The sequence below is a fragment of the Pedobacter aquatilis genome, from assembly GCF_030409415.1.
Taxonomy (GTDB): domain Bacteria; phylum Bacteroidota; class Bacteroidia; order Sphingobacteriales; family Sphingobacteriaceae; genus Pedobacter; species Pedobacter aquatilis.
On the sequence record NZ_JAUFPW010000012.1, the window covers coordinates 575,965 to 601,551 of the forward strand.

24 protein-coding genes and 2 tRNA genes are annotated in these 25,587 nt (G+C 35.0%); 15 read left to right on the forward strand and 11 right to left on the reverse strand.

From position 1 onward, the window contains the following. Positions 1–1,004: 1,004 nt before the first annotated feature. From rpsF to rplI, 3 genes are read left to right on the forward strand one after another with little or no spacing between them, the layout of a single operon-like run. A complete protein-coding gene (rpsF, locus tag QWY86_RS06535) occupies positions 1,005–1,361 on the forward strand; it encodes a 30S ribosomal protein S6 (RefSeq protein ID WP_290239999.1) in 357 nt (118 codons plus the stop codon). After that, positions 1,361–1,624 carry a 30S ribosomal protein S18 gene (rpsR, locus tag QWY86_RS06540; RefSeq protein ID WP_056093004.1) on the forward strand — a complete coding sequence of 88 codons (264 nt, stop codon included), beginning with the start codon at positions 1,361–1,363 and terminating at the stop codon, positions 1,622–1,624. The genes rpsF and rpsR overlap by 1 nt, the downstream gene beginning before the upstream one ends. Before the next feature lie 11 nt (positions 1,625–1,635). After that, positions 1,636–2,079, forward strand: coding sequence for a 50S ribosomal protein L9 (gene rplI, locus QWY86_RS06545; RefSeq protein ID WP_290240009.1), 444 nt, complete (start codon positions 1,636–1,638; stop codon positions 2,077–2,079). A gap of 192 nt (positions 2,080–2,271) precedes the next feature. Here rplI and QWY86_RS06550 read toward each other — a convergent pair whose 3' ends face one another. Next, complete coding sequence (locus QWY86_RS06550; protein ID WP_290240010.1) at positions 2,272–2,976, reverse strand: SDR family oxidoreductase; 705 nt, start codon at positions 2,974–2,976, stop codon at positions 2,272–2,274. A 127-nt stretch (positions 2,977–3,103) separates the two neighbouring features. Here QWY86_RS06550 and mtgA point away from each other — a divergent pair, with 127 nt between their 5' ends. After that, entirely contained in the window at positions 3,104–3,832 is a 729-nt protein-coding gene (mtgA, locus tag QWY86_RS06555; protein ID WP_290240012.1) for a monofunctional biosynthetic peptidoglycan transglycosylase, read from the forward strand. Positions 3,833–3,911: 79 nt separating this feature from the next. Here mtgA and QWY86_RS06560 read toward each other — a convergent pair whose 3' ends face one another. After that, a complete protein-coding gene (locus tag QWY86_RS06560; RefSeq protein WP_290240014.1) occupies positions 3,912–6,329 on the reverse strand; it encodes an AsmA family protein in 2,418 nt (805 codons plus the stop codon). Positions 6,330–6,456: 127 nt separating this feature from the next. After that, complete coding sequence (locus QWY86_RS06565; protein WP_290240017.1) at positions 6,457–6,936, reverse strand: ABC transporter ATPase; 480 nt, start codon at positions 6,934–6,936, stop codon at positions 6,457–6,459. Positions 6,937–6,987: 51 nt separating this feature from the next. On the opposite strand from QWY86_RS06565, the gene QWY86_RS06570 reads away from it, so the two are divergent. Continuing rightward, a complete protein-coding gene (locus QWY86_RS06570) occupies positions 6,988–7,482 on the forward strand; it encodes a hypothetical protein (RefSeq protein WP_290240018.1) in 495 nt (164 codons plus the stop codon). Here the strand turns inward: QWY86_RS06570 and QWY86_RS06575 are convergent. Next, positions 7,477–8,265, reverse strand: a complete 789-nt coding sequence (locus QWY86_RS06575; protein ID WP_290240020.1) for a (Fe-S)-binding protein — start codon at positions 8,263–8,265, stop codon at positions 7,477–7,479. The two genes, QWY86_RS06570 and QWY86_RS06575, sit on opposite strands and share 6 nt — an antisense overlap. A gap of 103 nt (positions 8,266–8,368) precedes the next feature. Continuing rightward, positions 8,369–9,670 carry a 4Fe-4S dicluster domain-containing protein gene (locus tag QWY86_RS06580; protein ID WP_290240022.1) on the reverse strand — a complete coding sequence of 434 codons (1,302 nt, stop codon included), beginning with the start codon at positions 9,668–9,670 and terminating at the stop codon, positions 8,369–8,371. A 219-nt stretch (positions 9,671–9,889) separates the two neighbouring features. On the opposite strand from QWY86_RS06580, the gene QWY86_RS06585 reads away from it, so the two are divergent. The 3 genes from QWY86_RS06585 (at position 9,890) to QWY86_RS06595 (ending at position 11,540) form a co-directional block, all read left to right on the forward strand. Further along, positions 9,890–9,962: transfer RNA gene (locus QWY86_RS06585), tRNA-Phe, on the forward strand. Between the two features lie 120 nt (positions 9,963–10,082). Continuing rightward, positions 10,083–10,155, forward strand: a tRNA-Phe gene (locus QWY86_RS06590). 137 nt (positions 10,156–10,292) lie between these two features. After that, positions 10,293–11,540, forward strand: a complete 1,248-nt coding sequence (locus QWY86_RS06595) for a hypothetical protein (protein ID WP_290240024.1) — start codon at positions 10,293–10,295, stop codon at positions 11,538–11,540. 36 nt (positions 11,541–11,576) lie between these two features. Here QWY86_RS06595 and QWY86_RS06600 read toward each other — a convergent pair whose 3' ends face one another. Beyond that, positions 11,577–12,002, reverse strand: a complete 426-nt coding sequence (locus QWY86_RS06600; protein ID WP_290240026.1) for an SRPBCC family protein — start codon at positions 12,000–12,002, stop codon at positions 11,577–11,579. 675 nt (positions 12,003–12,677) lie between these two features. Here QWY86_RS06600 and QWY86_RS06605 point away from each other — a divergent pair. Then, the gene (locus QWY86_RS06605; protein ID WP_290240028.1) at positions 12,678–14,267 is read left to right on the forward strand and encodes a S41 family peptidase; all 1,590 of its coding nucleotides are present in this window, start codon (positions 12,678–12,680) and stop codon (positions 14,265–14,267) included. Positions 14,268–14,383: 116 nt separating this feature from the next. Here the strand turns inward: QWY86_RS06605 and QWY86_RS06610 are convergent, their stop codons facing one another. The 3 genes from QWY86_RS06610 to QWY86_RS06620 all read right to left on the reverse strand — a co-directional run bounded on the left by QWY86_RS06610 (position 14,384) and on the right by QWY86_RS06620 (position 16,178). Further along, a complete protein-coding gene (locus QWY86_RS06610) occupies positions 14,384–14,983 on the reverse strand; it encodes a hypothetical protein (protein WP_290240030.1) in 600 nt (199 codons plus the stop codon). A gap of 63 nt (positions 14,984–15,046) precedes the next feature. Next, complete coding sequence (locus QWY86_RS06615; RefSeq protein ID WP_290240032.1) at positions 15,047–15,445, reverse strand: hypothetical protein; 399 nt, start codon at positions 15,443–15,445, stop codon at positions 15,047–15,049. Between the two features lie 91 nt (positions 15,446–15,536). Next, entirely contained in the window at positions 15,537–16,178 is a 642-nt protein-coding gene (locus QWY86_RS06620; RefSeq protein WP_290240033.1) for a DUF47 domain-containing protein, read from the reverse strand. A gap of 80 nt (positions 16,179–16,258) precedes the next feature. Here QWY86_RS06620 and QWY86_RS06625 point away from each other — a divergent pair, with 80 nt between their 5' ends. Next, the gene (locus QWY86_RS06625) at positions 16,259–16,741 is read left to right on the forward strand and encodes a GNAT family N-acetyltransferase (protein WP_290240034.1); all 483 of its coding nucleotides are present in this window, start codon (positions 16,259–16,261) and stop codon (positions 16,739–16,741) included. A gap of 26 nt (positions 16,742–16,767) precedes the next feature. Here QWY86_RS06625 and QWY86_RS06630 read toward each other — a convergent pair whose 3' ends face one another. Then, complete coding sequence (locus QWY86_RS06630; RefSeq protein WP_290240037.1) at positions 16,768–17,619, reverse strand: DUF5694 domain-containing protein; 852 nt, start codon at positions 17,617–17,619, stop codon at positions 16,768–16,770. Positions 17,620–17,822: 203 nt separating this feature from the next. Between QWY86_RS06630 and QWY86_RS06635 the strand changes: the two genes are divergently transcribed. The 5 genes from QWY86_RS06635 (at position 17,823) to QWY86_RS06655 (ending at position 24,496) form a co-directional block, all read left to right on the forward strand. Then, a complete protein-coding gene (locus QWY86_RS06635) occupies positions 17,823–18,830 on the forward strand; it encodes a sensor histidine kinase (protein ID WP_290240039.1) in 1,008 nt (335 codons plus the stop codon). 2 nt (positions 18,831–18,832) lie between these two features. Continuing rightward, the gene (locus QWY86_RS06640; protein WP_290240040.1) at positions 18,833–19,546 is read left to right on the forward strand and encodes a LytR/AlgR family response regulator transcription factor; all 714 of its coding nucleotides are present in this window, start codon (positions 18,833–18,835) and stop codon (positions 19,544–19,546) included. A gap of 42 nt (positions 19,547–19,588) precedes the next feature. Next, a complete protein-coding gene (locus QWY86_RS06645; RefSeq protein ID WP_290240042.1) occupies positions 19,589–20,056 on the forward strand; it encodes a pyrophosphohydrolase domain-containing protein in 468 nt (155 codons plus the stop codon). A gap of 72 nt (positions 20,057–20,128) precedes the next feature. Then, positions 20,129–21,058 carry a glycerophosphodiester phosphodiesterase family protein gene (locus QWY86_RS06650; protein ID WP_290240044.1) on the forward strand — a complete coding sequence of 310 codons (930 nt, stop codon included), beginning with the start codon at positions 20,129–20,131 and terminating at the stop codon, positions 21,056–21,058. 48 nt (positions 21,059–21,106) lie between these two features. Beyond that, positions 21,107–24,496, forward strand: coding sequence for a DEAD/DEAH box helicase (locus QWY86_RS06655; protein WP_290240046.1), 3,390 nt, complete (start codon positions 21,107–21,109; stop codon positions 24,494–24,496). Positions 24,497–24,777: 281 nt separating this feature from the next. Here the strand turns inward: QWY86_RS06655 and QWY86_RS06660 are convergent, their stop codons facing one another. Continuing rightward, positions 24,778–25,581 carry an SDR family oxidoreductase gene (locus QWY86_RS06660; protein ID WP_290240048.1) on the reverse strand — a complete coding sequence of 268 codons (804 nt, stop codon included), beginning with the start codon at positions 25,579–25,581 and terminating at the stop codon, positions 24,778–24,780. Positions 25,582–25,587: the final 6 nt, after the last annotated feature.

Here is a 25,587-nt window from a genome sequence, read left to right on the forward strand (position 1 = left end):
AAAGGGCTATCTATTCGGTAGCCCTTTTTTTTATGTTATTCTTTTAGCAATTTTTTTTTTTTGAAGCGCAGTTTTCGGTGCTTTTAGGTTGGGACAGTTCCCGCTTTCCGTTTCAATCTTTTTGCTTCCGTTACTGCCCTTTAATAATTGTCATCCTGAGCTTGTCGAAGGACAATATTAGACGCTTCGACAAGCTCAGCGTGACAGATAACAAAAAGTATTTCCACTACAATCGTGGCTAAAAACAAATCTTCGTTAAACTATTATTGGCGTTAGTATTGCGCATAACTAAGCCTAAGTAGAAAATCTCCGTTAAGCTTAAATCGGCCTAACAAATTTTTGGGGATAGCTAAACCAAGCCAAAGCAGTAGCATTAATACAAAAATTTTAAGCCGACAGTTTTGTTTCTTTTGCTGTCAAAAGAAAAAAGCCCGTCCGGTTAGGACGTGTTAAAGGTTACTACATAAAGTATATCCACTTCAATCGAGGGCTATTTTAAGTTATATTGTTAGCCCTTCCGAAAGTTTTAAACCACCCCTTGCCCCTCCTAAATTTAGGAGGGGAGCTGTCAGAAAGCTATTTAACGTTGTAGCTTAGATTTAAGTTTTATCGTTTAATCCAAAACTCAAAAGCAATGAAGTTTTACCTTCATAAACCAAATCCCCTTTTTTTAATGAGGGGCAGGGGTGGTTTCTAATATGGCTATTGTTTGTATTTCAATCAATTTCAACTAAAAAATGATTTACTGTTATATTTTTCTAAAGTATAAGTAAATACTATTTGCATAAACCAACGGATACTAAATACCAAGCCAGTTCTATTCCGTTATAAAAACTATTGCTAACCTGATTTAAACTTTTTGATTTCAAGCGATTTAATTAATTCAGCAACAACTAATTATTGTGGTTTATTTTTAGTTAATGCTTTGGGTTTTAAAATTATATTGTTACTTTTGCAACCCCGTAATATACCTCGGGATTAAAAAATTAAAAAATTTTATAACAATGAATCAGTACGAAACTGTTATCGTTCTAACCCCGTTGTTATCAGAAGAAGTTGCGAAAGAGGCTATGGCTAAATTCAAAGCTGTTCTTACTGATGGCGGAGCCGAAATTATCCACGAAGATAATTGGGGTTTAAGAAAATTAGCGTATCCGATCGCTAAAAAATCAAACGGATTTTTCAACTTAACTGAGTATAATGCTCCAGGTGATTTGATTGCTAAATTAGAGTTACAATTAAAGCGTGATGAGCGTGTGTTACGTTTCTTAACCATCAGGTTAGATAAACATGCAGTTGCTTACAACGCAAAAAAACGCAGCGGTGCGTTCAACAAAAAAACTAAGGAGGTTGCAGCGTAATGGCAAGAGAACAAATTCAATACGTTACTGCCCCTAAAGTAGAGGATAACCGTAAAAAATATTGCCGTTTCAGAAAAAATGGTATTAAATACATTGATTACAAAGACGCAAACTTTTTGTTAAAATTTATTAACGATCAAGGTAAATTATTACCACGCCGTTTAACTGGTACTTCGTTAAAATTTCAACGTAAAGTGGCTCAAGCTGTAAAGCGTGCTCGCCACATCGGTTTGTTACCTTTCGTTGCTGACCAATTAAAATAGGAGGATTTGATATGGAAATTATTTTAAAACAAGATATTAAATCATTAGGCGAGAAAGATGATATCGTTACAGTAAAGCCAGGTTTTGGCCGTAACTATTTAATTCCGCAAGGATTTGCAACTTTAGCTACTGTTTCTGCAAAGAAAGTTTTAGCTGAAAACTTAAAGCAAGCTGCTTTTAAACAAGATAAAATTAAGAAAGATGCTGAAGGTATTGCTGAGCGTTTAACTGATGTTAAACTTTCTATCGGTGCTAAAGCTGGCGAAAGCGGTAAAATCTTTGGTGCTGTTAACACTATCCAAATCGCTGAAGCATTAAAAGCTCAAGGTTTTGATGTTGACCGCCGTCGTATTACTTTCGAAACTGAACCAAAATTTGTTGGCGAGTATGTTGCTAACTTAAACTTACATAAAGAAGTGAAAGTTCAAGTTCCTTTCGAAGTTATTGCTGAATAAGCATTTCTTTAAAACATAAAAAAAGTCCTTTCATTAATTTGAAAGGACTTTTTTTTTGATTTGTGATGTAAGATGGATTATGTTTATCGTTGTTCGATGTTCGTTTTTCGTCTGTCGATTTTCGTTCTCCATTCCATCATCCATTTTCCATTTCGCATCTTCCATTTTACATCTCACCATCTTACATCTTTCCTATCCCTTAGGCGTTGTTGGTCTTATTTCTATTTTACTTGGTAAGGTTCTGGCTGGCATAGCTAATAAATCAACAATTAACTTACCCATATCTTCCGGTTGGATTTTCCATGCATCATCCTGTTCATTAGGATTATGATCATTAAAATGGCTAGCCACAGAACCCGGCATAATCGTACTTACTTTAACGCCATACTTTCTTAAATCTAACATTACAGATTGCGTAAAACCTGTTAAGCCAAATTTACTGGCATTATAAGCAGAGCCACCGGCAAAAAAGTTTGTTCCTGCTAAACTCGAAATGGTAAATATATATCCTTGAGTTTTCTTAATTTCCGCAACGGTAGCCTTAATACTGTAAAATACACCAGTTAAATTGGTATCAATAATCTCATTCCAGTCTTCAACTCTTATTTCATCAATTGGAGCAAAATGCCCAACACCCGCATTTGCGATTAAAACATCCAGCTGACCCCATTTTTCGATAATTAAATTTACGGCATCTTGCTGCGAGGCGAAATCCTTAACATCAGCTTCTATTGCCAATACATCACCATGGGCAACTAATTTTGATGCGGCTTCATTTGCGCTGTTTATCGAACGACTGGTAATGGCAACTTTATAACCATTTTTTAGAAGTGATTCTGCAATACCGTAACCTATTCCTTTGCTTCCGCCTGTTATTAAAACTGTTTTCTGACTCATAATTTTGTTTATAAATTAACCAATTAAATGCAAATATGTTTAAGCATATTTAAAATTAGGTATTCAAACTGTCAGGAATGGAGAGATTCAAATTATATCGGGATTAAGATTTTATTAACTTTGCAGCATGGCGAAAAGACGAAGCTCCAAATCGAAATCAACAGCGAAAAGACCCTGGTTAAAAAAAACGATTAACATTGCGACCAAGGTTTTTATTTATTTTTTGTTGGTTTCTGTTATTTGGGTTATTGCGCTACGCTTTATCAATCCACCTATAACCTTATTGATGGTTTTGCGCAACATTGAACGCAAAGCAGATGGAAAAGCTTTTAAATTGGAGAAAGAGTGGGTGAAATTTGATGATATATCTGATAATATGAAACGGGCCGCAGTTTCTGCAGAAGACCAGCTTTTCCTAAAGCACATTGGTTTTGATTTTAAATCGATAGAAAAGGCTTTCGCCAGCAATGCTAAAGGCAAAAAAATAAAAGGTGGGAGTACCATTTCTCAGCAAACTGCAAAAAATGTATTTCTCTGGCCTGGTCGCTCATGGATAAGAAAGGGTTTTGAAGCTTATTTTACTTTGTTAATTGAGATTTTCTGGAGTAAGGAGCGAATTTTAGAAGTTTACTTAAACGTTATAGAAATGGGCGATGGTATTTATGGTGCCGAAGCTGCAGCGCAAGAATATTACAATAAATCATGTCGTAAGCTTAGTCGCAATCAGGCTGCATTAATTGCTTCTTGCTTTCCAAATCCCCGCCGTTGGACACCAAAAAATGCTACTTCATATATCAGGCATCGCCAGTATCTTATATTAAGAAACATGAAAAGATTAGGGCCTTTGGATTTTTAGTTGCTTAGTTCGTTGCTCGTTTTTAGTGTATAGTTTTTCGTTTTTTATTGTAACAATTTTACCTAAAGCCGTTCAAATGCTAATCATGGTCTTTGTTCCACCTGATTTTTATCCCGCCCTTTTCATCGTCAATTGCTTTCAAATGTAAAACGATACCTTTCATTCTGGCTTCACGTTTTTCTTTAGCAGTTAGGTTTTCATCCCCTTTGGGGTTTCTAAGTGGAATATCCATTTGCACATTTGTACCTGTATTTAGGGCATAAATACCTTTAACATTAAAATTTAATGCGCTCGAATTTACCTGCATAGGCTTTATTTCAACCTTATCACCTCTAACAATTAAGGTTCCGTCGAGGTTATTGATTTTAACATCAGACAGGTTTCTGTTTGCAAAGGCAAATTTTCCAACCTTAACCATTGGATCGAAGTTAACCAAAGCAGCATTCTTAAGATTGAATGCAACCTTTCCGTTGATGGAGCGAGGTAAGATTTTTCCTGAATGTGAAATCCTACCTGAAATGTTTACTAAAGAAGATAAATAACCCTTGATATTTTTATTCGTGATGGTTTGTTGCCCAAAATTATCGAAAGAATAGAAAAAATCCTTAACACTTACATGGCTAATTTTAGAATTGATTTTAAAAAGATTTGAACCTGTTTCCTGTATGATATTTCCATCTAAGGCCAATAAACCACCCGCATGCGCTACGCTAATTTTATTAAAATAAATTCCAGAACCTCTAAGTGAAATATCTGCGTTTAGGTTCTTGGCTGTAAACTTATCGTAAATGGCTTTATCAACTTTAAGCTGCATGTTCATTTTTGAAACTTCTAATACATTGCTTAACTCTTTCGAAGCAGATTTCATTCCACCGGTAGATCTGCTTTTTTTCTTAACGGTTCGTGGTCCTAAAAAGGGTAAAAACTCATTCAAATACAGCTGCGGACTGTACATATTAAGATTCACAATAATTTTATCAGGGTCGGTATAATACAAATTTGCAAAATTGGCGATGCTGCAATTCACATTCAGCTCACTTTTGCCAAGTTGGAAATGACCATCTTTTATAGATAAGTCGTTTTGATTAAAATTGATATTCAAAGCGCTTTTTACCAAATGCAGTTTACGTGGAATATATAGAATATCCGCATTAGCAATTTTAATCGCACCAGAAACCACAGGTTTAGTGAAACGGAAATTATCTATATCTGCCTTGCAATAAAGTTTTAAATCTGCGGTTCCGTTTTTAAATTCAAAATCGTTTGTGCCTAAAGAATTATTCAAATTTGATAGCGGAAACTGCGAAGTAACGAGTCCAGTAGCAATGGGTTGCGCTAAGTTATTAACCGTAAAGGTATCTATCTTCAACGGTGCATTAAAGTATTTCGCAGTTAAATTGTGGAATTTAATGGAAGAGTTTTCATCGCCAATAATGCCACCAACCGTATCCTGATTCGTAAATGAACCATCAAAATTAGCAGCTGTTAGCTTGCCAGCAGGAATGCTCACGATATTATCACGAACCTTAATTCCAACCTTAATTAGTGGGTCGCCATATTTTCCCGAACCATCATCAATAATATTTCCTCTGATGTCTATCGGTTTTTCAATGCCGAATTTAAGGAGTTTAGAAGAAATATTTGGTGAAAGTAGTAGCGCAACATCTCTAAACAGAATTTTATCAACTGCAATACTGATGTTAAACCCAGAATTTGCTAAATCTATTTTAGCCCCTATTTTAAATGGATGTTCTCCAATTTTTAAAACTTCAGGGGCTAAAATTACAGCTTCTTCCTTTCGACTGTAGTGTGCAGAAAGCGTTCCATCTAAAATTTTATCTTTTAAGAAGCTTCCTTTTCTGGTGTTAAAAGCAAAGCTGTTAACCATTGTTTTCAGTCTGATTTTGCCGGTCCAGCCACTATCTGGATATTTCAATCTGCCTTGAACCTGATCGATATTAAAATTGAAAAGCTTAAATCTTTTTTGATTGTTGACAGTAAGTTCTACTTTGTTTAAATCGATTTTTTTAACTGCGAAATCTGGGGCTTTTGAGTCAGATGGTTCCGTTTTGGCAGTTTTGCTTTTGAAAATGCTGGTGTTGCTATATCCCGTAGAATCTGTAAAAAGATATATTGATGCGTTGTTGATGGAAATTTGATTAATGTTAACGTTGCCAACAATTAATGAAAGTACGTTTAATGAAACATCAATATTTTGTGCTTTTAGTAAATCGTGTTTATGCTGGCTCCATAAACTATCTCTTAATAATACACCATTTAAAGAAACAGCTACGCCAGGAAAACTTTTTAACAAAGTTGGTTCCATTCCTGTGGCTGTAATTTCACCATTTAAGTTCTTATTTAGTTGTGATAAAATAGAGCTTAAAATTTCTTTCTTATTTCTGCTGATGTAAAATGCGCCAGCAAGCCAGGTTAGAATTATCAGAATAAATAGTGCCCCAACAATTTTTAGAGAGATTTTTAACCAGCGTGCCATAGAGAATGTTTGATTTAACCAATATAATGATTTAACCGGTTAAATTGTTTGGGCATGGAGCTAATAAATCGCTTTATTCCACAGTATTGTGTTTTTTTCGAGTTTATTGATTGTGGGTTTCCTTGGGTTAAAGCAGGTGGGCGAAAACCTGGGCATGCCAGCTATCCTTAAATGCAACTTCCCATTTGGTTTCAAGCTCTTGCAGGTTTTGAACCATATTGTTAAAAACAATGGTTTCTGGCGTTACATTTTTAATATTTACCAGTGTTTCAAAATCTTCCTTGCCCTGAACATGCACTTCTCCATCAAGTTTATAAGCAATATTAAAACGGTTGAATAAATCTACATTATAAGTTTGCTCAATATCTTTGATAATCCTTACAGAACTATCGATTGAGCAACCGGTTACACCTGCCTGACTTTCATCAACAGTTAGAATAATAAAATAACCATATCTAATTTCTGCTTTTGCCATCAATTCGTTGCCATGAGCTTTCCATTGGCTGGTAAAAACTTCGAGTTTTTGAAGAATTTCTGTTTCTTCAATTGCACTAAATTTACGGTTGCTTTGGTATATCCAAACTCTTGATTGTGGAGAAAAAATCATATTACAAATTTATCATTTTAATTAACTTGGTGTTGTCAAAACCCTAACGCTATGAAAAAGTTTACATTCTGCTTGAGATTGTTAAGTATTTCGGCTATATGTATGCTTTTATATTCTTTTTCAACAGCTGATAATGTTGATGAGTATGTAAATTATTTACAAAAAAGCTTCACTGAACATTACGATTTTGCACAGGAAAGTAGTGCGGTAAAGAAGTATGAACTTAATGTTACCAACAATGGATTTTGCAGGTACAAGCGTTATTTTGCAAATGGAAAAATAGAGTATTTTGCCTTTAAACTTGCTAAGTTTAAGGATTTAGATTATTACGGTACCACCACCGCGGGCAAATTATTCCTGCGCACTAAAAGCGATGATGTGATTGTTCAAACTTACAACGATAGGGCAGGAGATGTAGATTCGATGGGAACCTGTATTGTTATTCCATTAAAAAACATTGAAGCCGAAGATTTAAATCAGATCAAGGAAAGTTTAACCCGAATTGGGCCAAACAATACCATTCAGCTTAAAGAAAGTAAACTATAAGCCGTTAGCTCTAGCTGTAATTTCTGCAATATCTAAAACCTTAACTTCTTGTTCTTTATCTTTCAATTTAATGCCATCGCTTAACATGGTCATACAAAACGGGCAACCTGCAGCGATAAATTGTGGGTTGGTTTCTAATGCTTCATCAATACGTTCTACGTTAATGTCTTTTTTTCCTTTTTCAGGTTCTTTAAACATTTGAGCGCCGCCTGCACCGCAACATAAACCATTGCTTTTGCAACGTTTCATTTCTACCAGTTGTGCATCTAAAACTTCAAGTGCTTTTCTCGGGGCCTCATAAATGCCATTTCCACGCCCAAGGTAACATGGGTCGTGATAGGTTATTTTTTTGCCCTTAAAGCTTTCGCCACCTTCGGCCTTTAGTTTTCCTTCATTTATTAAGTCCTGTATTAACTGAGTATGATGTATTACTTCATATGTGCCACCCAAACCCGGATATTCATTTTTAATGGTATTAAAGCAATGTGGGCAACCTGTAACAATTTTTTTAATGTTATAAGCATTCAAAACCTCAATGTTGGTCATTGCCTGCATCTGGAATAAAAACTCATTTCCCGCTCGCTTTGCCGGGTCTCCGGTGCAACTTTCTTCGGTACCTAAAACGGCATACTTTATACCAACGTGATGAAGGATTTTGCAGATATCACGCGTGATTTTTTGTGCTCGCTCATCGTAACTTCCAGCACAACCTACCCAAAATAATATTTCTGGTTCCTCTCCTGCAGCCATTAATTCGGCCATCGTTGGTATTTTAAATTCCATTTCTCTTTATCAAATATTGTTTTAGTATCAAATATATAGTATCAAGTATTGAGTTTTGAGCAGATTAAATCGTTAGTTCAAAACCTCAATCTTAACCTCAGCCTCAACCATTATTATCTTCCGCCCAATTAAAACGGTCGGCTGGCGAATATTTCCATGGCGCCTGATTGTTTTCAATATTTCCCATCATGGCATTAATGCTTCCCGGTGCCTGAGATTCTTCCATAACAGCAAAACGCCTCAATTCTGTAATAATTTGCAATGGGTCAATATTTACCGGGCAAGCCTGAACGCAGGCATTACAACTTGTACAAGCCCAAATTTCTTCTCTGGTGATGTAATCATCCAATAGAGATTTTCCATCCTGATGTTCAGCACCATGCTTATCAATATTTTTCCCGATTTCGGTAATCCTGTCACGGGTATCCATCATAATTTTACGTGGAGATAATAACTTTCCGGTAATATTAGCCGGGCAAACCGAGGTACAACGACCACACTCTGTGCAAGTATAGGCATTCATTAAATTTACCCAGTTTAAATCCGTTGCGTCCTTAGCGCCAAACTTTCCGGCTTCAGTTTCAGTCGGCACAAAAGAAGGGTCAAGCATGGCTTTTACTTCATTTGTAACAGAAGCCATATTTGTAAACTCACCTTTTGGGTTAAGGTTTGAATAGTAAGTATTTGGAAACGCAAACAAAATATGGAAGTGCTTAGAATATGGCAAATAATTTAAAAATGCCAGAATTCCGATGATGTGAAACCACCAGGTACTTCTTTCAATTGCAATTAAGGATTGCGTAGAATTTGGTAATAAATCTACCAAAAACTGACTAACAGGAAAAGCGCCTGCACTCACGTAATGCTCTGCACCAAGCATTTGCAATTTAGCATCTGCAGCATTCATCAATAGAAATGCTGTCATCAACAAAACCTCTGTTATCAAAATATAATTAGCATCTGATTTTGGCCATTTCGTCATTTCTACGCCTCTAAAACGTTTCAGATTTAAAATGTTTCTTCTGATTAAAAAGATAATACAAGACAACCAAACCGTAAAAGCAAGTATTTCAAAAGAACCAATCAGGAAATTATATAAACCCCCTAATCCGTTAAAAATTCTGTGTGTACCGAATAGGCCATCAATCATGATTTCCAGAACTTCGATGTTGATGATAACAAAACCGATATAAACGAAGAAATGCAAAAACGCCGGAATGGGTTTTACCACCATTTTCGATTGACCAAAAGCAACCCGCAACATCGTCATTAATCTTTTTTGAGGTTGATCATTGCGATCGACAGCTCTACCCAAACGGATATTGCGTATAATTTTGCGCAGATTAACCGTAAAAAGTGCAATTGCGGCAATAATAAGTACAAGAAAAAGGATTTGGCTCACCATGTAATTAGGATTGTTGCGCTAAATTAGGATATTTAATTTAAATAAATTGCTATGCATGCATAAAAAAATGATAGTTTGTACTTATTCTAAATTACAACATTACGTGGATTCACTATATCTATAAAAATTAATTTATTGATAATCAGACAGAGAGGTTCTTTTTTGAAAAAAAGTTTTGCTTTTGGAAAAAGAACACTACATTTGCAATCCCAAACGGGAGGTGCCATAGCTCAGTCGGTAGAGCAAAGGACTGAAAATCCTTGTGTCCCTGGTTCGAATCCAGGTGGCACCACTTCAAAAGCCTTTCAGAAATGAAAGGCTTTGTTGTTTGAAATTGAAGAGAATGTTTTATTTTTTAAAAGCATTCTTGGATTTGAAAAAAAGAATATTACATTTGCAATCCCAAACGGGAGGTGCCATAGCTCAGTCGGTAGAGCAAAGGACTGAAAATCCTTGTGTCCCTGGTTCGAATCCAGGTGGCACCACTTCCTAAAAGCCTTTCAGAAATGAGAGGCTTTTTTGGTTTCCAGTCAATTTAATTTATGATTATTCAAGGCTATCAGGCTCAAATTTATTTCTGTTATCAACTTTATTTTTAGTTTTGCGGTTCAAACAAATTAATATGCAATCTAAAATAATCTCAGCACTACTAAGCTTAATACCTTTTTTTGTTTTTTCTCAAAATTATAAGCCTGCAACCATTACAACTTCATCAGGAAACAAGCTGCAGGTCGAGTTAAAAATGGAAAACTGGAAATTTAATCCTAAAATTTTTAATTATAAAACTGTAAATGATGCCGCTCTTAAACAACTTTCAGTAACAAATACGTCTATTGTTGAAATTGAAAACGAATTAAAATTTGAGCGTGCGGAAATTCAAAAGAGTATTAATAAGGTTAACTATCCCGATATTCCTAAGTTCGAAGATTCATCAAGTGTAAAAGAAAAAGTATTTTTAAAAGTCATTTATCAAGGCGAAAAGCTATCTCTTTACGCTTATAATGATGAAATTAAAAACAGATTCTATATTAAAAGTATTAATGGAAATATAGAAGAATTAAAATATCGAGTGTTCTATTCAGCAAATATCGATTTCAAGATAGAAACCCAGCATTTATACAAAGATCAGTTAAGTAACCTACGTTCAGCACTCGCGATATCGGATCCTATAGTTGCTCAAAAAATTCAATCTTCAAAATATAATACTAATGATATTCTTGCAATTGTTAAATTGCTCGATGGAAGTAAAGGAACAATTAGCAGCAAAGCTGATGCATCACCATTCTCTTTTATTTTAGGGGTGGGTATAAGTATTTCTAAATTTAAGCTTAGCAGTAATGAGGTTTTAGGTCAATCTCCATCTTATAGCTCAACATCACCTTTTCCAGTAATCGGTCTAAATTATATGTTGGATTATAATCAAAAGTCGATGATTCAGTTTTTAATTTCCGCTTCAAGAGATAAAGCGTTTTTCAGTGGTATAGATAGGCGTTCGGAAGAAACCAAAAAGTTTACCCAAACAAATATCAGTTTTGCCTCAATGTATTTATATAATTTTTATAATAGTAAACACTTAGCTGCATTTTTTTCAGCAGGTTTAGGCTTAAATGTACCATCTTACAAAGATGATGTTGTAACATGGAAATCAACGGAAATACCTAATGCCTCTACGGTGGTTACTAATGATTTGGCAGGATTTCAAGGCATTGGATTTCTTCTCCCTGTTAAAACCGGAATTTCGGTTAAAAACTTTCAATTCGGAATTGGTTATACTTATAATGTTGCAGGCATTACAGATTCGCCAAAATTTGAAATCAATAAAAGTTCATTGAATTTTTCTATCCAGTATATTTTCTCCAAGAAAAGATAATTCCTTTTCACAGGCACATTTTTTGCCTGTGAAAAGCTACCCTTCCGCCAATTCAGCAACCTTATCCAATGCTTTTGGCCAGGCTTGGTTAAAATAGTCCTTCCATTCATGCTGAACGCCAATATCTATTTTTAAAAGTGTACCATCATTTGTTGGCTCAAGTGTATAATTCTCCAATGTTCCGGCCCAATCATTATCATAGTTTTCTTTGCCATCTTTAATTTCACCAAGATGCTCTATTGATAAATACTCATTTTGGATATTTTCTTTAATTCTGGCAATCATACCATTTCCGGTACCATCACCAAATACGGCTTTGCTCCCCTTTTTCCAGTCGGTTTCTACAGTTGAGTTTTCGGCAAATGCCGATGTCCATTGCTCGTAAGTTTTCTCCCCAAATAAAATACTCCAGACTTTTTCAGGAGTAGCCTTAATATTTTTAGCAAATTCTAATGTTTCCATGGGTTTAGGTATTTAATGTTTTTAAGTAAATATCGGATAAATAAAAAAAAGATGTAGGGTGTAAATGCGACAAATAAAGGGGTTGGGGGTTCAAAATCACATTCAGGATAAAAATTTAAACAAACGTTTGACTAGCATTAAAAATGCATATTTTTGTTATATTTGATTTTTGATATTCGCTTACAATCTAATTTAAAATACTGCACATCTACTAAATGGGATACTTCATCTACTTTAGTATTTTGGCAGCAATATCTTTAATAAGTTTACAGCATTATATAAAGAACACGCTCTAAACAATCTAGGCAATTTAAACCCTAATCAGGGGAGAATTGAATAGATTATTAATTGGATTAGTGTTTCTTTTTTATCAATTAGTTGTTTTGGTTGTTTGCTATTTTAGCGACCGTTTTAAAATATTTCAGTTGGTAGAAGGACTGAAATGATACGTAACATCTCATCCTATTGTTACAACAGAAGGCCTTTCAGCGATTGAAAGGCTTTTTTGTTTTTCAAACTTCGCCGATACTCTTTCTCTCGTACATTGATACATTATAGTTTTAACCGTTAGTTATGATTATATTTAAGTCATAAAATTGTTGTAATATCACTGCAACAAACTTTTAGCTGGTGTTTTACGTATATGTATTATACTGATTTGACAATCAATAATTTATGAAAAGTAATAACTCAAGATTAATATTATTTCTTTTAACATTCGGCATATCTGTTTTGTTCGCTTGTAAAAAAACAAGTACGCCTCCCGAAGTAACGCCAACACCTCCCGTAGTGGCTACTGGCACTAGAGATGAATTGACTAAAGATTCTATCTTCTTGTATTCTAAAGAACTATATTTCTGGAATACATCCCTTCCAACCTATGATGTTTTTAAACCGCGTAGTTTTAGCAGCAACGAAACAGAATTATATGCATTAACACAGTATTCTAAGAATCCGGAAACTGGTTTACCTTACGAATATGTTAACAATAGTACATCTCCAAAATACTCTTTTTTTGATTACGGCGCTACAGGCAAAACAGCTGCGCTCAAAGCAGATTTAAATGGTACAGAAACTGATTTCGGTTTTTCTATTTTATATAATACGACTTCAGATTTAAGGGTGAAATATGTATACCCTAATTCTCCGGCAAGCCAGCAAGGATTATCAAGAGGCAGTAGGTTAACTGCTATTAACGGACGAACCAATTTATTATATAGTTCTGCTACTGTTTCATTTTTAAATGATGCGCTTTTCGGTTCGAATAGCTCGATAAGTTTAACCTTTACAGATTTGGCAGGAAATACAAAAGGCGTTACCGTTACTAAAGCAACTTATACGCTTAACCCAATTTTGTTCACAAATGTTTATACGGCGGGAACAAAGAAAGTAGGGTATATTGTATTTAATAGTTTTACAAATAACGCCTCAGCAGCAATAAGCTCAACGTTCGCGAATTTTGCCACTCAAGGTGTTAGTGAAGTTATTGTAGATCTTCGTTACAATGGTGGTGGTTATGTAAGTACAGCTGCACAAATTATAGATATTTTAGCACCTGCAGCTCAGAATGGAAATGTAATGTATGTAACGCATTATAATTCTTATCTGCAGGGATTAACAACGGCTCAAAGAAAAGCTTCTGTATTGGCTCACCAACCTATACTAGATGGACAAGGGAAGTTGCAAAATTACACAGGCGGTGTTAACGGTAAATACGCTACCTATGCAGATTTAGATTATTCATCAACCTCTGCAGATAATATTGAGCGCTTTGCTAAATCTGGTGCATTAAATTTAAGTAGAGTATATTTTATAGTTACAGATGCCACAGCTTCGGCGAGTGAATTAACCGTTAACAGCTTAAAGCCTGTAATGGATGTAAAGTTAATCGGAACCAAAACTTATGGTAAGCCAGTTGGTTTTTTTCCTGTTAAAATTGATAAACTTGAAATGTATATTCCTGAGTTTGAAACGAAAAACCAACTGGGTGTTGGTGGTTATTATTCTGGCTTAATGGTTGATAAGGAAGCTTACGAAGATTTAACCAAAGCCTGGGGTGACGAAACTGAAACGTTACTCGGCTATGCCTTAAACTATGCCAAAAATGGAACTTTTGTAACCTCGGCAGCCAAAACCGCAAGCTTAAGTGCAAACTCTACTACGATGCCTCAAAGGCTTTCAAGTACCGAAATAAAATTGGTTTCAGAACAACTAGACCAAAATAGCTTTAAAGGAATGGTTAAAGAGCCTGCTAAAAAGTTTTAATACCTAGTTTCCCACCAATTTAAAGAGATGTAAAAAAACGCAGATTCAGCATGATGATTTTGTCATTTTGAATCTGCGTTGAAGGTTTTTGTAAAAAAAACTTCACTTACGAAGTTTTACAATAAAATTTTGCTGCTTATATCTTTATTAATGGTAATATACCCTGGATATTTAACAGGCATATTGCCTAACATAATGGTCGGCTTAATCTTAATTGTTAACAAACCTAGTTTTTCATCGCTTTTAGTGCCTTTTTGTGCGGCTTTAATAATGTCGTTCAATACGTTTACATTAGAGATTAAGCCATAAATGTTACTTCCCATTTGCACAGGCACGGTTACCGTTTGTCCTTGAGGTATACTCACGGCCTGATTAACAATACCCTCCGCTAAATCTGTATTATTTACCAATATTTTATATTCAAACTGGTTTATCGCAGCCAGATTCGCAGATGGATTTGTAATCTCCAGATTCAAGTTTGCCCTTAAGGGTATATCTTTCCTTAATAAACCTAAAGCAACGCCTGGCAAACTACTAATATTAAAGTCTTGCTGATTAATCAGCCTGGTTAAATCTGTTCCCGCTAGAGTAATCGAATTAACATTCTTAATTTTGTAGGTACAGGCTTCTAAAGCTTTTATCTGCTGTGCTTGCTTATTTATGCCGCAACCAAATATCGAGATGGTTAAAAAGCAAAATAATAGTGTTTTTTTCATGTGTGTCATAATGCCAAATTAGTAAACTATTTCAGCGGTATAACAATTATCTCGCCAAATACATTATGGTGCAACAGTTTCTATTTTATCGCCTTCATCTGTACCTTCTTTTTTATCTTTTGATGAAGTTTCCGTTTCCTTTTTCGGTTCTTTATCTTTTATTTCCTCCGATTCATCTTCCGGGCTTTCAGTTTTTACTTCTGAATCCTTATCAGTAGTTTCTTCTGTTTTATTTTCTACAGTTTCAGCTTCATCTACGCTTTCCTCTTTTTCAGAACCATCTTTTTGATCCGTGGCCTCCTCCTTTTTATCAACTGGTTTTTGAGGTGTTTCTAAAGAAATTTTATGTTTTACTTCAGTGGTTTTGCTTTCTTCGGTTTCTGTAGATGGGATAATTGTTTCTACTAAAGACTGCGCATCATCAGACGGCTTTGGGCTAAGTTTATTGTCTTGATTTTCCATAATATCTTTTATATAACAAAGAAATTTTATCTGCCTTTTGTTTTGATATTATGCAATCTTTTAAGCTCAGCGCATCTGCTAATGCTTTGATTTAGGCATTTTTTAAAAAGATAGTTTCAATGGTTGTAGCTAAATCGCCGCATTTATCTGTTGTGTTTTCTAGTAAAGCCAACACTTCCGATTGCCTGATTAAAATTATGGCATCAAATTCACTTTCGAATAATATTGAAACAGATTGCTCATAAAGTCTATCGGCTTTGCTTTCTAATTGGCTTACATCCTTGCAGATATCAATAATGGTTTGCTTGTTTTTGAAGTTTTTGATTTCAATAATAGCAAATTCAAGCATTGAGCACATTTTAAAAATAATCTCCGCAAATTTTACAATAGGCTCTTTAAAATCAACCAGTTGATAAAGTTCAATCTTTGTTAATATGGAAAGAATTTCATCAGCAATATCATCAATATTCGTAGCCAGTAAATGCACATCTTGCCTATCAAATGGAACAATAAAATTATTGTTAAGTTCTTCGTAAATGGTATCGGTTGCTTTATCTCCAAGCAGTTCCATATTTTTTATTTCTTTTGATAATCTGCTTTTTTCAGATTGCTCTTTAGAACGCAAATAAAGTACAAGTGCTTCTGAAATATTGGTCAGATTTTTTGCCCCTGTTTCAAAAAGTGGCTGGAAGGTTCGGTCTTTCGGTATAAATAAGCTGAAAATCTGATTCATAAATAAAAATAAATTATAAGTAAATGTACCTTTGTTATGTTAACACAATGTTGCCAAAGCATTATATCCGTTAAAAACTTATGCCCATTCAAACCAGACAAATAGAACAGCTAGATAATCCCGTAATTGCAGAATTAATAAGGGTTATTTTCAGAGAATTTAAAATTGATAAACCTGGTACAGTTTATACAGACCCGACGACGGATTCACTTTACGAATTGTTTCAGAAGGACGGTGCCGTATATTGGCTTGCAGAAGAAAATGGGATAATTTTAGGTGGTTGCGGCATTTATCCAACTGATGGTTTGCCTGATGGCTGTGTAGAATTGGTAAAGTTCTATGTTTCAGCTGAGGCCCGTGGTAGAGGTGTTGGGAAATTATTAATGCAGAAAAGTATCGAATCTGCCCAACAGTTCGGCTATAACGAAGTTTATCTGGAATCATTTCCAGAACTCAATACAGCAATTGGAATGTATGAAAAGGCTGGGTTTAAAAACTTAAGCGGTCCTTTAGGTAATTCTGGTCATTTTGCCTGTAATGTATGGATGTTACTGGTGCTGTAAATTACAACACCAGTAAACTTTCTGATTTACTTTAGCACATCCTTAAGTTCTACAATTTTAAATTTATCTTCCAAGTTAATAAACTCTTTAATCATCGATATATGTCCAGAGCCTAAAAGAATTACAATTTTTTTATCGGTTGATTGTGTTAACTTCTGCACCAAAGAATACATGTATAAATTACGACGATACCACTCCGAAACGGAATAAGCACCAGCAAAACTTTCATTGCTACCTGCTTTGTTAATCGCTTTAAGATAAAAACCTGCATTAGCTTTTCTTGCAGCAGGAGTATTTAAATCGAGCATCAGTTCTGTTAAACTCATAGTTTTTCGTTTAAGGTTTGCTTCCTCACCAGATTTTTTCACAAAAGCATTAATTTCATTCATCAACTCTTTTTGCTTTGCAGATTTAATCGAATTCATTACCGTGTCAAAAGGCAAATCGATGTAATAATCTATTCCATTTACCTTTGCTAAATTGCTTTTCTTTGCAGCCCTGAAAGCCAATTGAAAGATTTCGTTTTCTTTGTAAAAAGCTAAATCATCCGCATTTTTATATTTTTCTTTGATAAATTTATCATACTTCCCATCGAGATATAATTGGTATAAGGAATCTAATTTTGCTTGCTTATCAAAGTTCCATTCTACAAAAATCTTATCGGGATTGTATTGTTTAATTTTATCGCTTATCTGCTCTAATTCTCTCTGTGATTTGTCTCCCAAAACATCAAAGGCATCTGTTTTAACGGCATCAAAATTTGGATTGTTATAATGGAAAGTGCCTATCAATAACACTTCTTGCTTCTGGCCAAAGGAAGTATAGTAATTGGCTGTAAAAGCAATTAATAAAGCTAAGGTTTTAAATGTGGTCTTCATATCTATTCGTTTATTTGATGGTTCAAAGTTGTTGAATAAGCTTTGTCGGGAGAATAAAATAATCCCAACAGGTCAAATTTTTATCCCAAACGGGATTTATTACTTTAGCCATTTTATCTATGAAATCAGCCCGTTGGGATAAAGTTTTTCGGCTTTTGGATAAGAAGATTTAACCTTTGAAAAGGTTTATATAGTTTTATAGCATGAAACAAACAAAAGTTATTTTAATACACATTGCTTGTTGGTTGCTAATTCTTGGCTATCAGTATAGTGGTTATCTGGTGGAGTCGGCTAGCTTCGGCAGTATTGCTTTAGGCATATCCATGACAATTATCCAAATCATAGAATTTTATATCTGCTATTTGTGGGTTTATCCACGCTTTTTAAAAAAGGGTAAAATACCGCAGTTAATTTTGGGGCTTATTTTTACATTATTTATTTTCATCGCTTTGCGATATCTTATTGAAGAGATTTTGTATTTAAAATGGTTCGGCTTTCATAATTATTCTGATCAAACTACAGCAATAAGTTATATTTTAGATAATATATATTACGGTACATCATATCTGGTTATTCCAGCTGCGGTTTATGCGGTGCAGCAAAATTTCAAAACTGAAATTGCCAACCGTAAACTGAAAGATGAGGTGGTTAAATCGGAACTAGCCTTTTTGAAGTCGCAAATTAATCCTCATTTTTTGTATAATACCTTAAATTATGTATACTCGCTAGCGATTCCTGTTTCAGATAAATTGGCAAATGCGGTGCTTCGATTGTCAGATTTGATGCGGTACACACTGAATGAAAGTCCGGATGGAAAAGTTAGCCTGAATAAGGAAGTTGATTACCTGGAAAGTTATATAGAACTTTTTAGAATGCGTTTTGAGCCAAAATTTTATGTCGATTTTAAATCAGAGGGTATTGAAGAACAAAAGATTGCAGCCTTGGTGCTGATTCCTTTCTTAGAGAATGCTTTTAAGCATGGCGTTGTAAATGATGAGAAACATCCGGTACGTATTCGGTTAAAGGTACAGCAAAAAAGATTAAGCTTTGAAGTGAGCAATAAAATCAGTCATGCGCAAAAAGACCATTCGAGTGGTATCGGACTGGTCAATATCCACCGCAGATTGGATTTAATTTATCCGGAACAACACGATTTGCTCATATCAAACAATGGAAATACTTATAAAACAACTCTAACAATAAACCTTTAACTATGATTCGCTGCCTTGCTGTTGATGATGAATCTTACGCATCAGATATTATCGCCTCTTTTATTTCAAAAACCCAATTTTTAGAACTTGTAGGTACAACAACTAATGCTTTTGAAGCGCTGAACATGGTTCAGAATGGTATGGTTGATTTAGTTTTCCTTGATATACAAATGCCCGAATTAACTGGTATTCAGTTTATGAAAATTTGTGGCGATAAGTGTAAGGTGATCTTAACTACCGCCTATCCGGAATATGCCCTTGACGGTTTTGAATTTGATGTTGTTGATTATTTATTAAAGCCGATTTCTTACGAGCGGTTTTATAAAGCAGCACAAAAGGCACAGCAAATAATTTCGCCTGCAAAGGTTGAAATTGTAAATGCGCCTGCAGCCACAAGCGATTATATTTTTATTAAAGGCGATACCAAGAATAAATTTATAAAGGTAAATTATAACGAAATTCTTTACATAGAAGGCTTGAAAAATTACATATCGGTTTACACGGCTAATCAAAGAATAATCACTTACCAGTCACTTCGCGAATTGGAAACCCAATTGCCGCAACCACCATTTTACAGGGTACATAAATCGTATATTATTTCGCTCGAAAAGATTAAAATGATTGATGGTAATGCGCTTTATATTGGCGAACAGTCTATCCCGATAGGAGATACCTATAGAGAAGGGTTTTTTAAAATTGTTAGGGAAAATAAGTAAACAATATTTTTAACTTTGTTGCTTTAAAAACCAAACATTGCCATGCAAGAAACGAATTCATTAAATCAGGTTGCAGAATTTCACACTACCTTTAAACATCCAATTTTAGAAACTCCGGTTATTCCTTCTAAACAAAGGGCTAATTTGAGAATATCGCTTTTAGCTGAAGAATTGAAAGAATTACAGGAAGCGGTTGATAACGATGATTTAATTGAAGTTGCAGATGCGCTTTGCGATTTGCAATACGTATTGGCAGGTGCCATTCACGAATTTGGTTTAGGTGGCAAGTTTAAGACCCTTTTTGATGAGGTTCACCGTTCAAATATGAGCAAAGCTTGTAAAACGGTTGAAGAAGCCGAACAAACCATTCAGTTTTATTTAGATAAGGATAATACAGAATCATACTATAAAGAAATTGACGGATTGTTTTTGGTTTTTAGAAAGGCCGATGATAAAACCCTAAAATCAATTAATTATTCGCCAGCCGATTTAAAAGGATTATTAGTTTAGAAAACGATTTAATACCAGCTTAATATTCTGGTTACAATATTTAACTAGAATTGGATTTTACTATTTTTAAATATGAAATTCAATTCTGGTTTTTTTTATGCGTTTATTTTTCTCTTACCGTTTAATTTAAAGGCGCAGCAAAATATTAACGTGCTTAAAATTGATAATGCTAAGCAACTTCAGGCATTTTTTAAATATACTGGTAAAAATATTCCCATCATTAGCGGGCATCGCGGCGGAACGGTTAAAGGCTTCCCAGAAAATAGTATTGAAGCTTTTGAGCATACTTTAAGTTACACGCCCGCTTTTTTTGAGGTAGACCCGAGATTAACCAAAGACAGTGTTGTGGTTTTGATGCATGATGCAACCTTAAACAGAACAACAAATGGTACCGGGAAGGTTGCAGATTACACTTATGCCGAATTGCAAAAGCTCAGGTTAAAAGATATTGATGGTAATGTTACGGATTTTAAAATTCCAACCTTAAAAGAAGCCATAGATTGGAGCAAGGGTAAAACCATTTTAAACCTCGATAAAAAGGATGTACCTTTTGCCTTACAACAGAAAATAATGGCCGAGCATCCAAATAAAGTAATAATGATTACTGTGCATGATGCTAAACATGCTAAATTTTACTTTGATAAAAATCCGGAAACTATGTTTTCTGCCTTCGTAAAAACAAAGGCTGCCTTTGATGAATATGAAGCAGCAGGCATTCCCTGGAAAAATATGATTGCCTACATTGGTTCTGTGAATAAACCTGAAAACGCAGAATTATTTAAAATGCTTCACAGCAAAGGGGTAATGTGTATGATTTCTGCCGCCCCGAGCTTTGATAAGCTTGCAGACAAAAAGGATAGAGCCGAGCAATACAGAACAACGTTTTTGCAGGGTGCAGATGTTCTTGAATCTGATTTGCCTGTTGAGGTTGGCGAAGCAATACAGTCAATTTTGCCTAAGGTTAATACGAAGAAAAATTTCTTTAGCACGCTAAAGCTTTAAATACGGATTAAAATGTCTTACTTTTATTTCCTTATAGTTAACTATTAAATGCAGGAAAATAATATCGGTAATGATGAAGGAGAAGCAAATCTGTATGATTATATTTTACCAGATTTCAATTTAAAAAGCCTTAATCAAACCTTTATTTTAAAGCATTTAAATCAACAGGTATTCACCGATACAAAAAGTTTTTACAATTTAGAAGCAACGCAAATCGAAATAAATTTTGCAGCTTTTAGCTTTCCAAACGCCGATGATTATTTTCCGGTTGTATTGGTTCAACAAAATGAGTCTTCTGTAAAGCTCACATGCAGATGTGAAACACCAAAAACCAAACTTTGCCTTCATCAGGCGCAAACTTTATATAATATTTTAAAGCGTGATGAGTTGCTGGTTTTTTTTGATGAAAATCTGCGTCGACAGAAATTAGTAAAAGTAGCAGCCGATTATGGTTTGGAAAAGGAATCAGACCTCGACCAATTTTTCGACCTGACTATTGAGCAGCAAAGCTTACAGATTAAACCCAAAAATAAATCCTTACAGGGTTTTAATGCAGAGATGCAGCAGAATTTACAAACAGCCTTACTTCCTGTTAAAAAAAATAAATTTGCAGCACAGCATCTACATCCCGATAATGCTAAACTGATTCTGGTACTTGGTCCGCATCGTTATTATGGCAATTTAACTTTAAATTTATTTGAGGCCGAGATTACGAAAAGTGGCAAAGTTAAAAATCCGTTCAAGGCAATAAACCCCGCAGATTTAGTTTTTAAAACCGAGCAAAGTGAAGCACTGAAATACTTTAGTGGTGTGAGTCGCTTTCATCAAAATTATGCTACCGAAGCAATCGATGTAGAGTTGGAAGCCCTTATCGCGATAGCTAAAAATCCATTGGCTATTCCTGTTTATTTGCATGATGAAAAGCGTTCTGTAAATATTCAGGCATCTTCTGTAATCCCCATTAATATCCATTTGCTTGATATGGATTTAAGGTTACAGGTTAATCAGAAAGATGATTTCTTTGAGATTACCGGTCGTTTGTTCATCAACGGAAATGATTATCAACTGGATAATCTGGCCATAAAATATCAATATTTTGTACAGCTAAACAATCAATTGTATTTAATTGGAAAGCCTGATTTTGTTCGGGTTATTGGTTTTTTCATCAGGCAAAGCAACCGAATCGTTATCCATAAAAATAAATATGAAGAATTTCAGCGAACTATTCTTATTCCGTTAGAAGGTAATATTCATGTTGATTATTCGTACCTGAAACCTGCAACGCCAAAACAAATTGAAGAGAAAGGTTTCGATTTGGAGAATGAAAAGTTGGTTTATCTTTCAGAATCTGAAGATTATATATTGATTACACCTGTAATGAAATACGGTAACCTGGAAATTCCGGTTTTATCAAAAAAGAAAATTCAGGCTCAGGATAAGTTTGGCAATGTGTTTACCCTTCATCGTGATGAGGACGCCGAACTCCAGTTTGCGGCAGATGTAATAAGGCAACACCCATATTTCTACGATCAGGAAACAAACGAATCTTATTATCTCCACAGAAAAAGGTTTCTGGAAGAACTTTGGTTTTTAAATGCATTTGATGCATGGAGAAAAAAAGACATTCATATTTTAGGCTTCAATCAACTTAAAAACAATAAGCTTAACGAACATAAACCCGAAATTAATATTGAGGTTTTAAGCGGAACAGATTGGTTTGAAACAAAGGTTAAGGTAAAGTTTGGCAAGCAGAAAGTAGCTTTAAAGTACCTGCATAAATCAATACGCAACAAGAGTAAATTTGTAACACTAGATGATGGAACTCTAGGCATCTTGCCGGAAGAGTGGATTGAAAAGTTTACCAATTATTTCAATGCAGCTGAAATTGCTGAGGAAACTCTACTTACACCGAAGATAAAATTTGCTTCTATAAATGATTTGTATGAGGATGCTTTGCTTGATGGCGATGTTAAAAATGAAATCAGTTTACTAAAGAAAAAGTTTAACAGTCCGGAGCATATTCAGGTTTCGAATGTACCGAAAGCACTTAAAACTAAACTCCGGCCATACCAACACGAAGGGTTAAACTGGTTAAATTTCCTCGATGATTTTAACTTCGGCTCTGTTTTGGCCGATGATATGGGTTTGGGGAAAACCATTCAGGTAATCGCTTTTATTTTATCGCAAAGGGAAAAAGTTGAGCATAATACAAATCTAATCGTAGTTCCGGCTTCTTTAATTTTCAACTGGAAAGCGGAGATTGAAAGGTTTGCGCCATCCGTTCAGGTTAAAACCATTTATGGCAGCGAACGGGTAAAGGTTACAACAGATTTTAATCATTTCGAGGTGATTTTAACTTCATACGGAACGCTGCTTTCTGATATACGTTTCCTCAAAGATTTCCGTTTTAATTATATTTTCCTGGATGAATCACAGAACATTAAAAACCCCGAATCGCAACGTTACAAAACGGTTAGGATGCTTCAATCCAGAAATAAAGTGGCCATAACCGGAACACCGATAGAAAATAATACCTTCGATTTGTACGGACAACTCTCTTTCGCTTGTCCGGGTTTATTTGGAAGCAAACAGCAGTTTGCCGATTTATATTCTACACCCATTGATCAGTTTAAGGATAGTAAACGAGCGAAGGAACTTCAAAGTAAAATCCGACCTTTTATTTTAAGGCGAACAAAAGAACAGGTTGCCAAAGAGCTGCCCGACAAAACAGAAATTACCTTGTATTGTGAGATGGGAACGGAACAAAGGGATGTTTATGAAGCCAATAAAAAGGAAATTCAGGATTATATTTTAGGTAAAACTGAAGATGAACTACCAAAAAGTTCGATGCACGTATTAAGGAGCATCACTCGCTTAAGGCAAATTTGTAATTCGGCAGCCTTACTTGCTGATGGAAAATCTTATGTGCAGGCTTCCTCCAAAATTGAAGTGTTGATTGAGCAAATTGAAAGTAAGGCACAAAAACACAAGATTCTGATTTTCTCTCAATTTGTGGGCATGTTAGATTTAATTAAAAAGAGGTTAATAGAAAAGGAAGTTAACTTTCAATATTTAACCGGGCAAACCAAAAACAGGGAAGAAGTAGTGCGAGATTTTCAGTCGAACACCTCCATTCCGGTTTTCCTAATTAGTTTAAAGGCCGGTGGAACTGGCTTAAATTTAACCCAGGCAGATTATGTTTACCTGGTCGACCCGTGGTGGAATCCAGCTGTAGAAAACCAGGCGATTGATAGGGCTTATCGCATTGGTCAGCATAAAAATGTAATGGCCGTTCGGTTGATTTGTCCGGATACGATTGAAGAAAAGATTATGAAACTGCAGTCGGTTAAAAAGGATTTGGTTAAAAATTTAATTCAGAGTGATGGAAGTTTCTTAAAAGGCTTAACCAAGAAAGAATTGTTGGGTTTGTTAAGTTAATTTCTTTCTCTTATTATTCAGTTTGGTTATTGCTAGAAAATTAAAGGGCAGAATTACTATCGGCTTTCCGGCCCGCTAAACACTACAATCTTTTAAAAACCTAAGGTAGTCGTGTTTTAAAAAGTTGCTGCAATTTTTAAAAGTATTTCCATTTATATCGGGTTTAGTTACAACGTTTAGTGCATAACAATCCCCTCAAAAAGGTTTTTAAGGCTGAAAATAGACTTACAAAGTTTTCTTTAAGCGCCCAATAAACTTCGTAAGTTCCTTTTAGCGATTGCTTAAATGTTCACCTCAAATTTGTAATCTAAAAAGGCTAAAACATTTTCACTCTCAATAACTTTCCAACTCGTTTTTTCGGCTATAAATTCAGGTTTTTCTAATCCAGTTTTTGCGGCAGCATCGGTATAAAATTCCTTTTTTGTTGGATGCTGCGGTGCACAAGCATTGTAAACCCGACCGAAAGCCTGCTTTTCGATAATGGAAAGGGCAATGCCAATCGCATCCATCTGGTGGATAAGATTTACTGGTGCCAATCCATTTGAAACTGATGTTTTTCCGGCGAAAAACCTGCCTGGGTTTCGTTCCGGACCAAATAATCCCGCGAAGCGAAGTATAGTAAAAGATTTTGGTAAAAGGTTCTGAATAATTTCCTCAGCCTTTAGAATAACTTTTCCAGATGCCGTATCGGGTTGTGTTGCACTATTTTCGTTTACAGTTTTATTATCATCGCCGTAAATACTGGTAGAGCTGATGAGCACAACGTTTTTGCTCTTGTTTTTTGCAGCATCAATAATGGCTTGAATTTTAATTGGGTAGTCATTTAATTCAGTTGAATTACGCTTGGGCGGAATGCAAATAAATAAAACATCAGCATCAAAAAAAGCTACATCTGCGGCAATTTTATTTGCCGTAAAGTTTACCAGATAAGGTTGGATATTTGCTTCTGATAAAAGAGGCAACTTTTCTGCGGTTGTTGTAGAGCCTTTAACCGCGTAACCCAATTCTATCAGTTTCTTTGCGAAGGCAAGACCAAACCAGCCGCAACCTAAAACAGAAACAGTTTTCATCGGAATAGTCTGCATAATTTT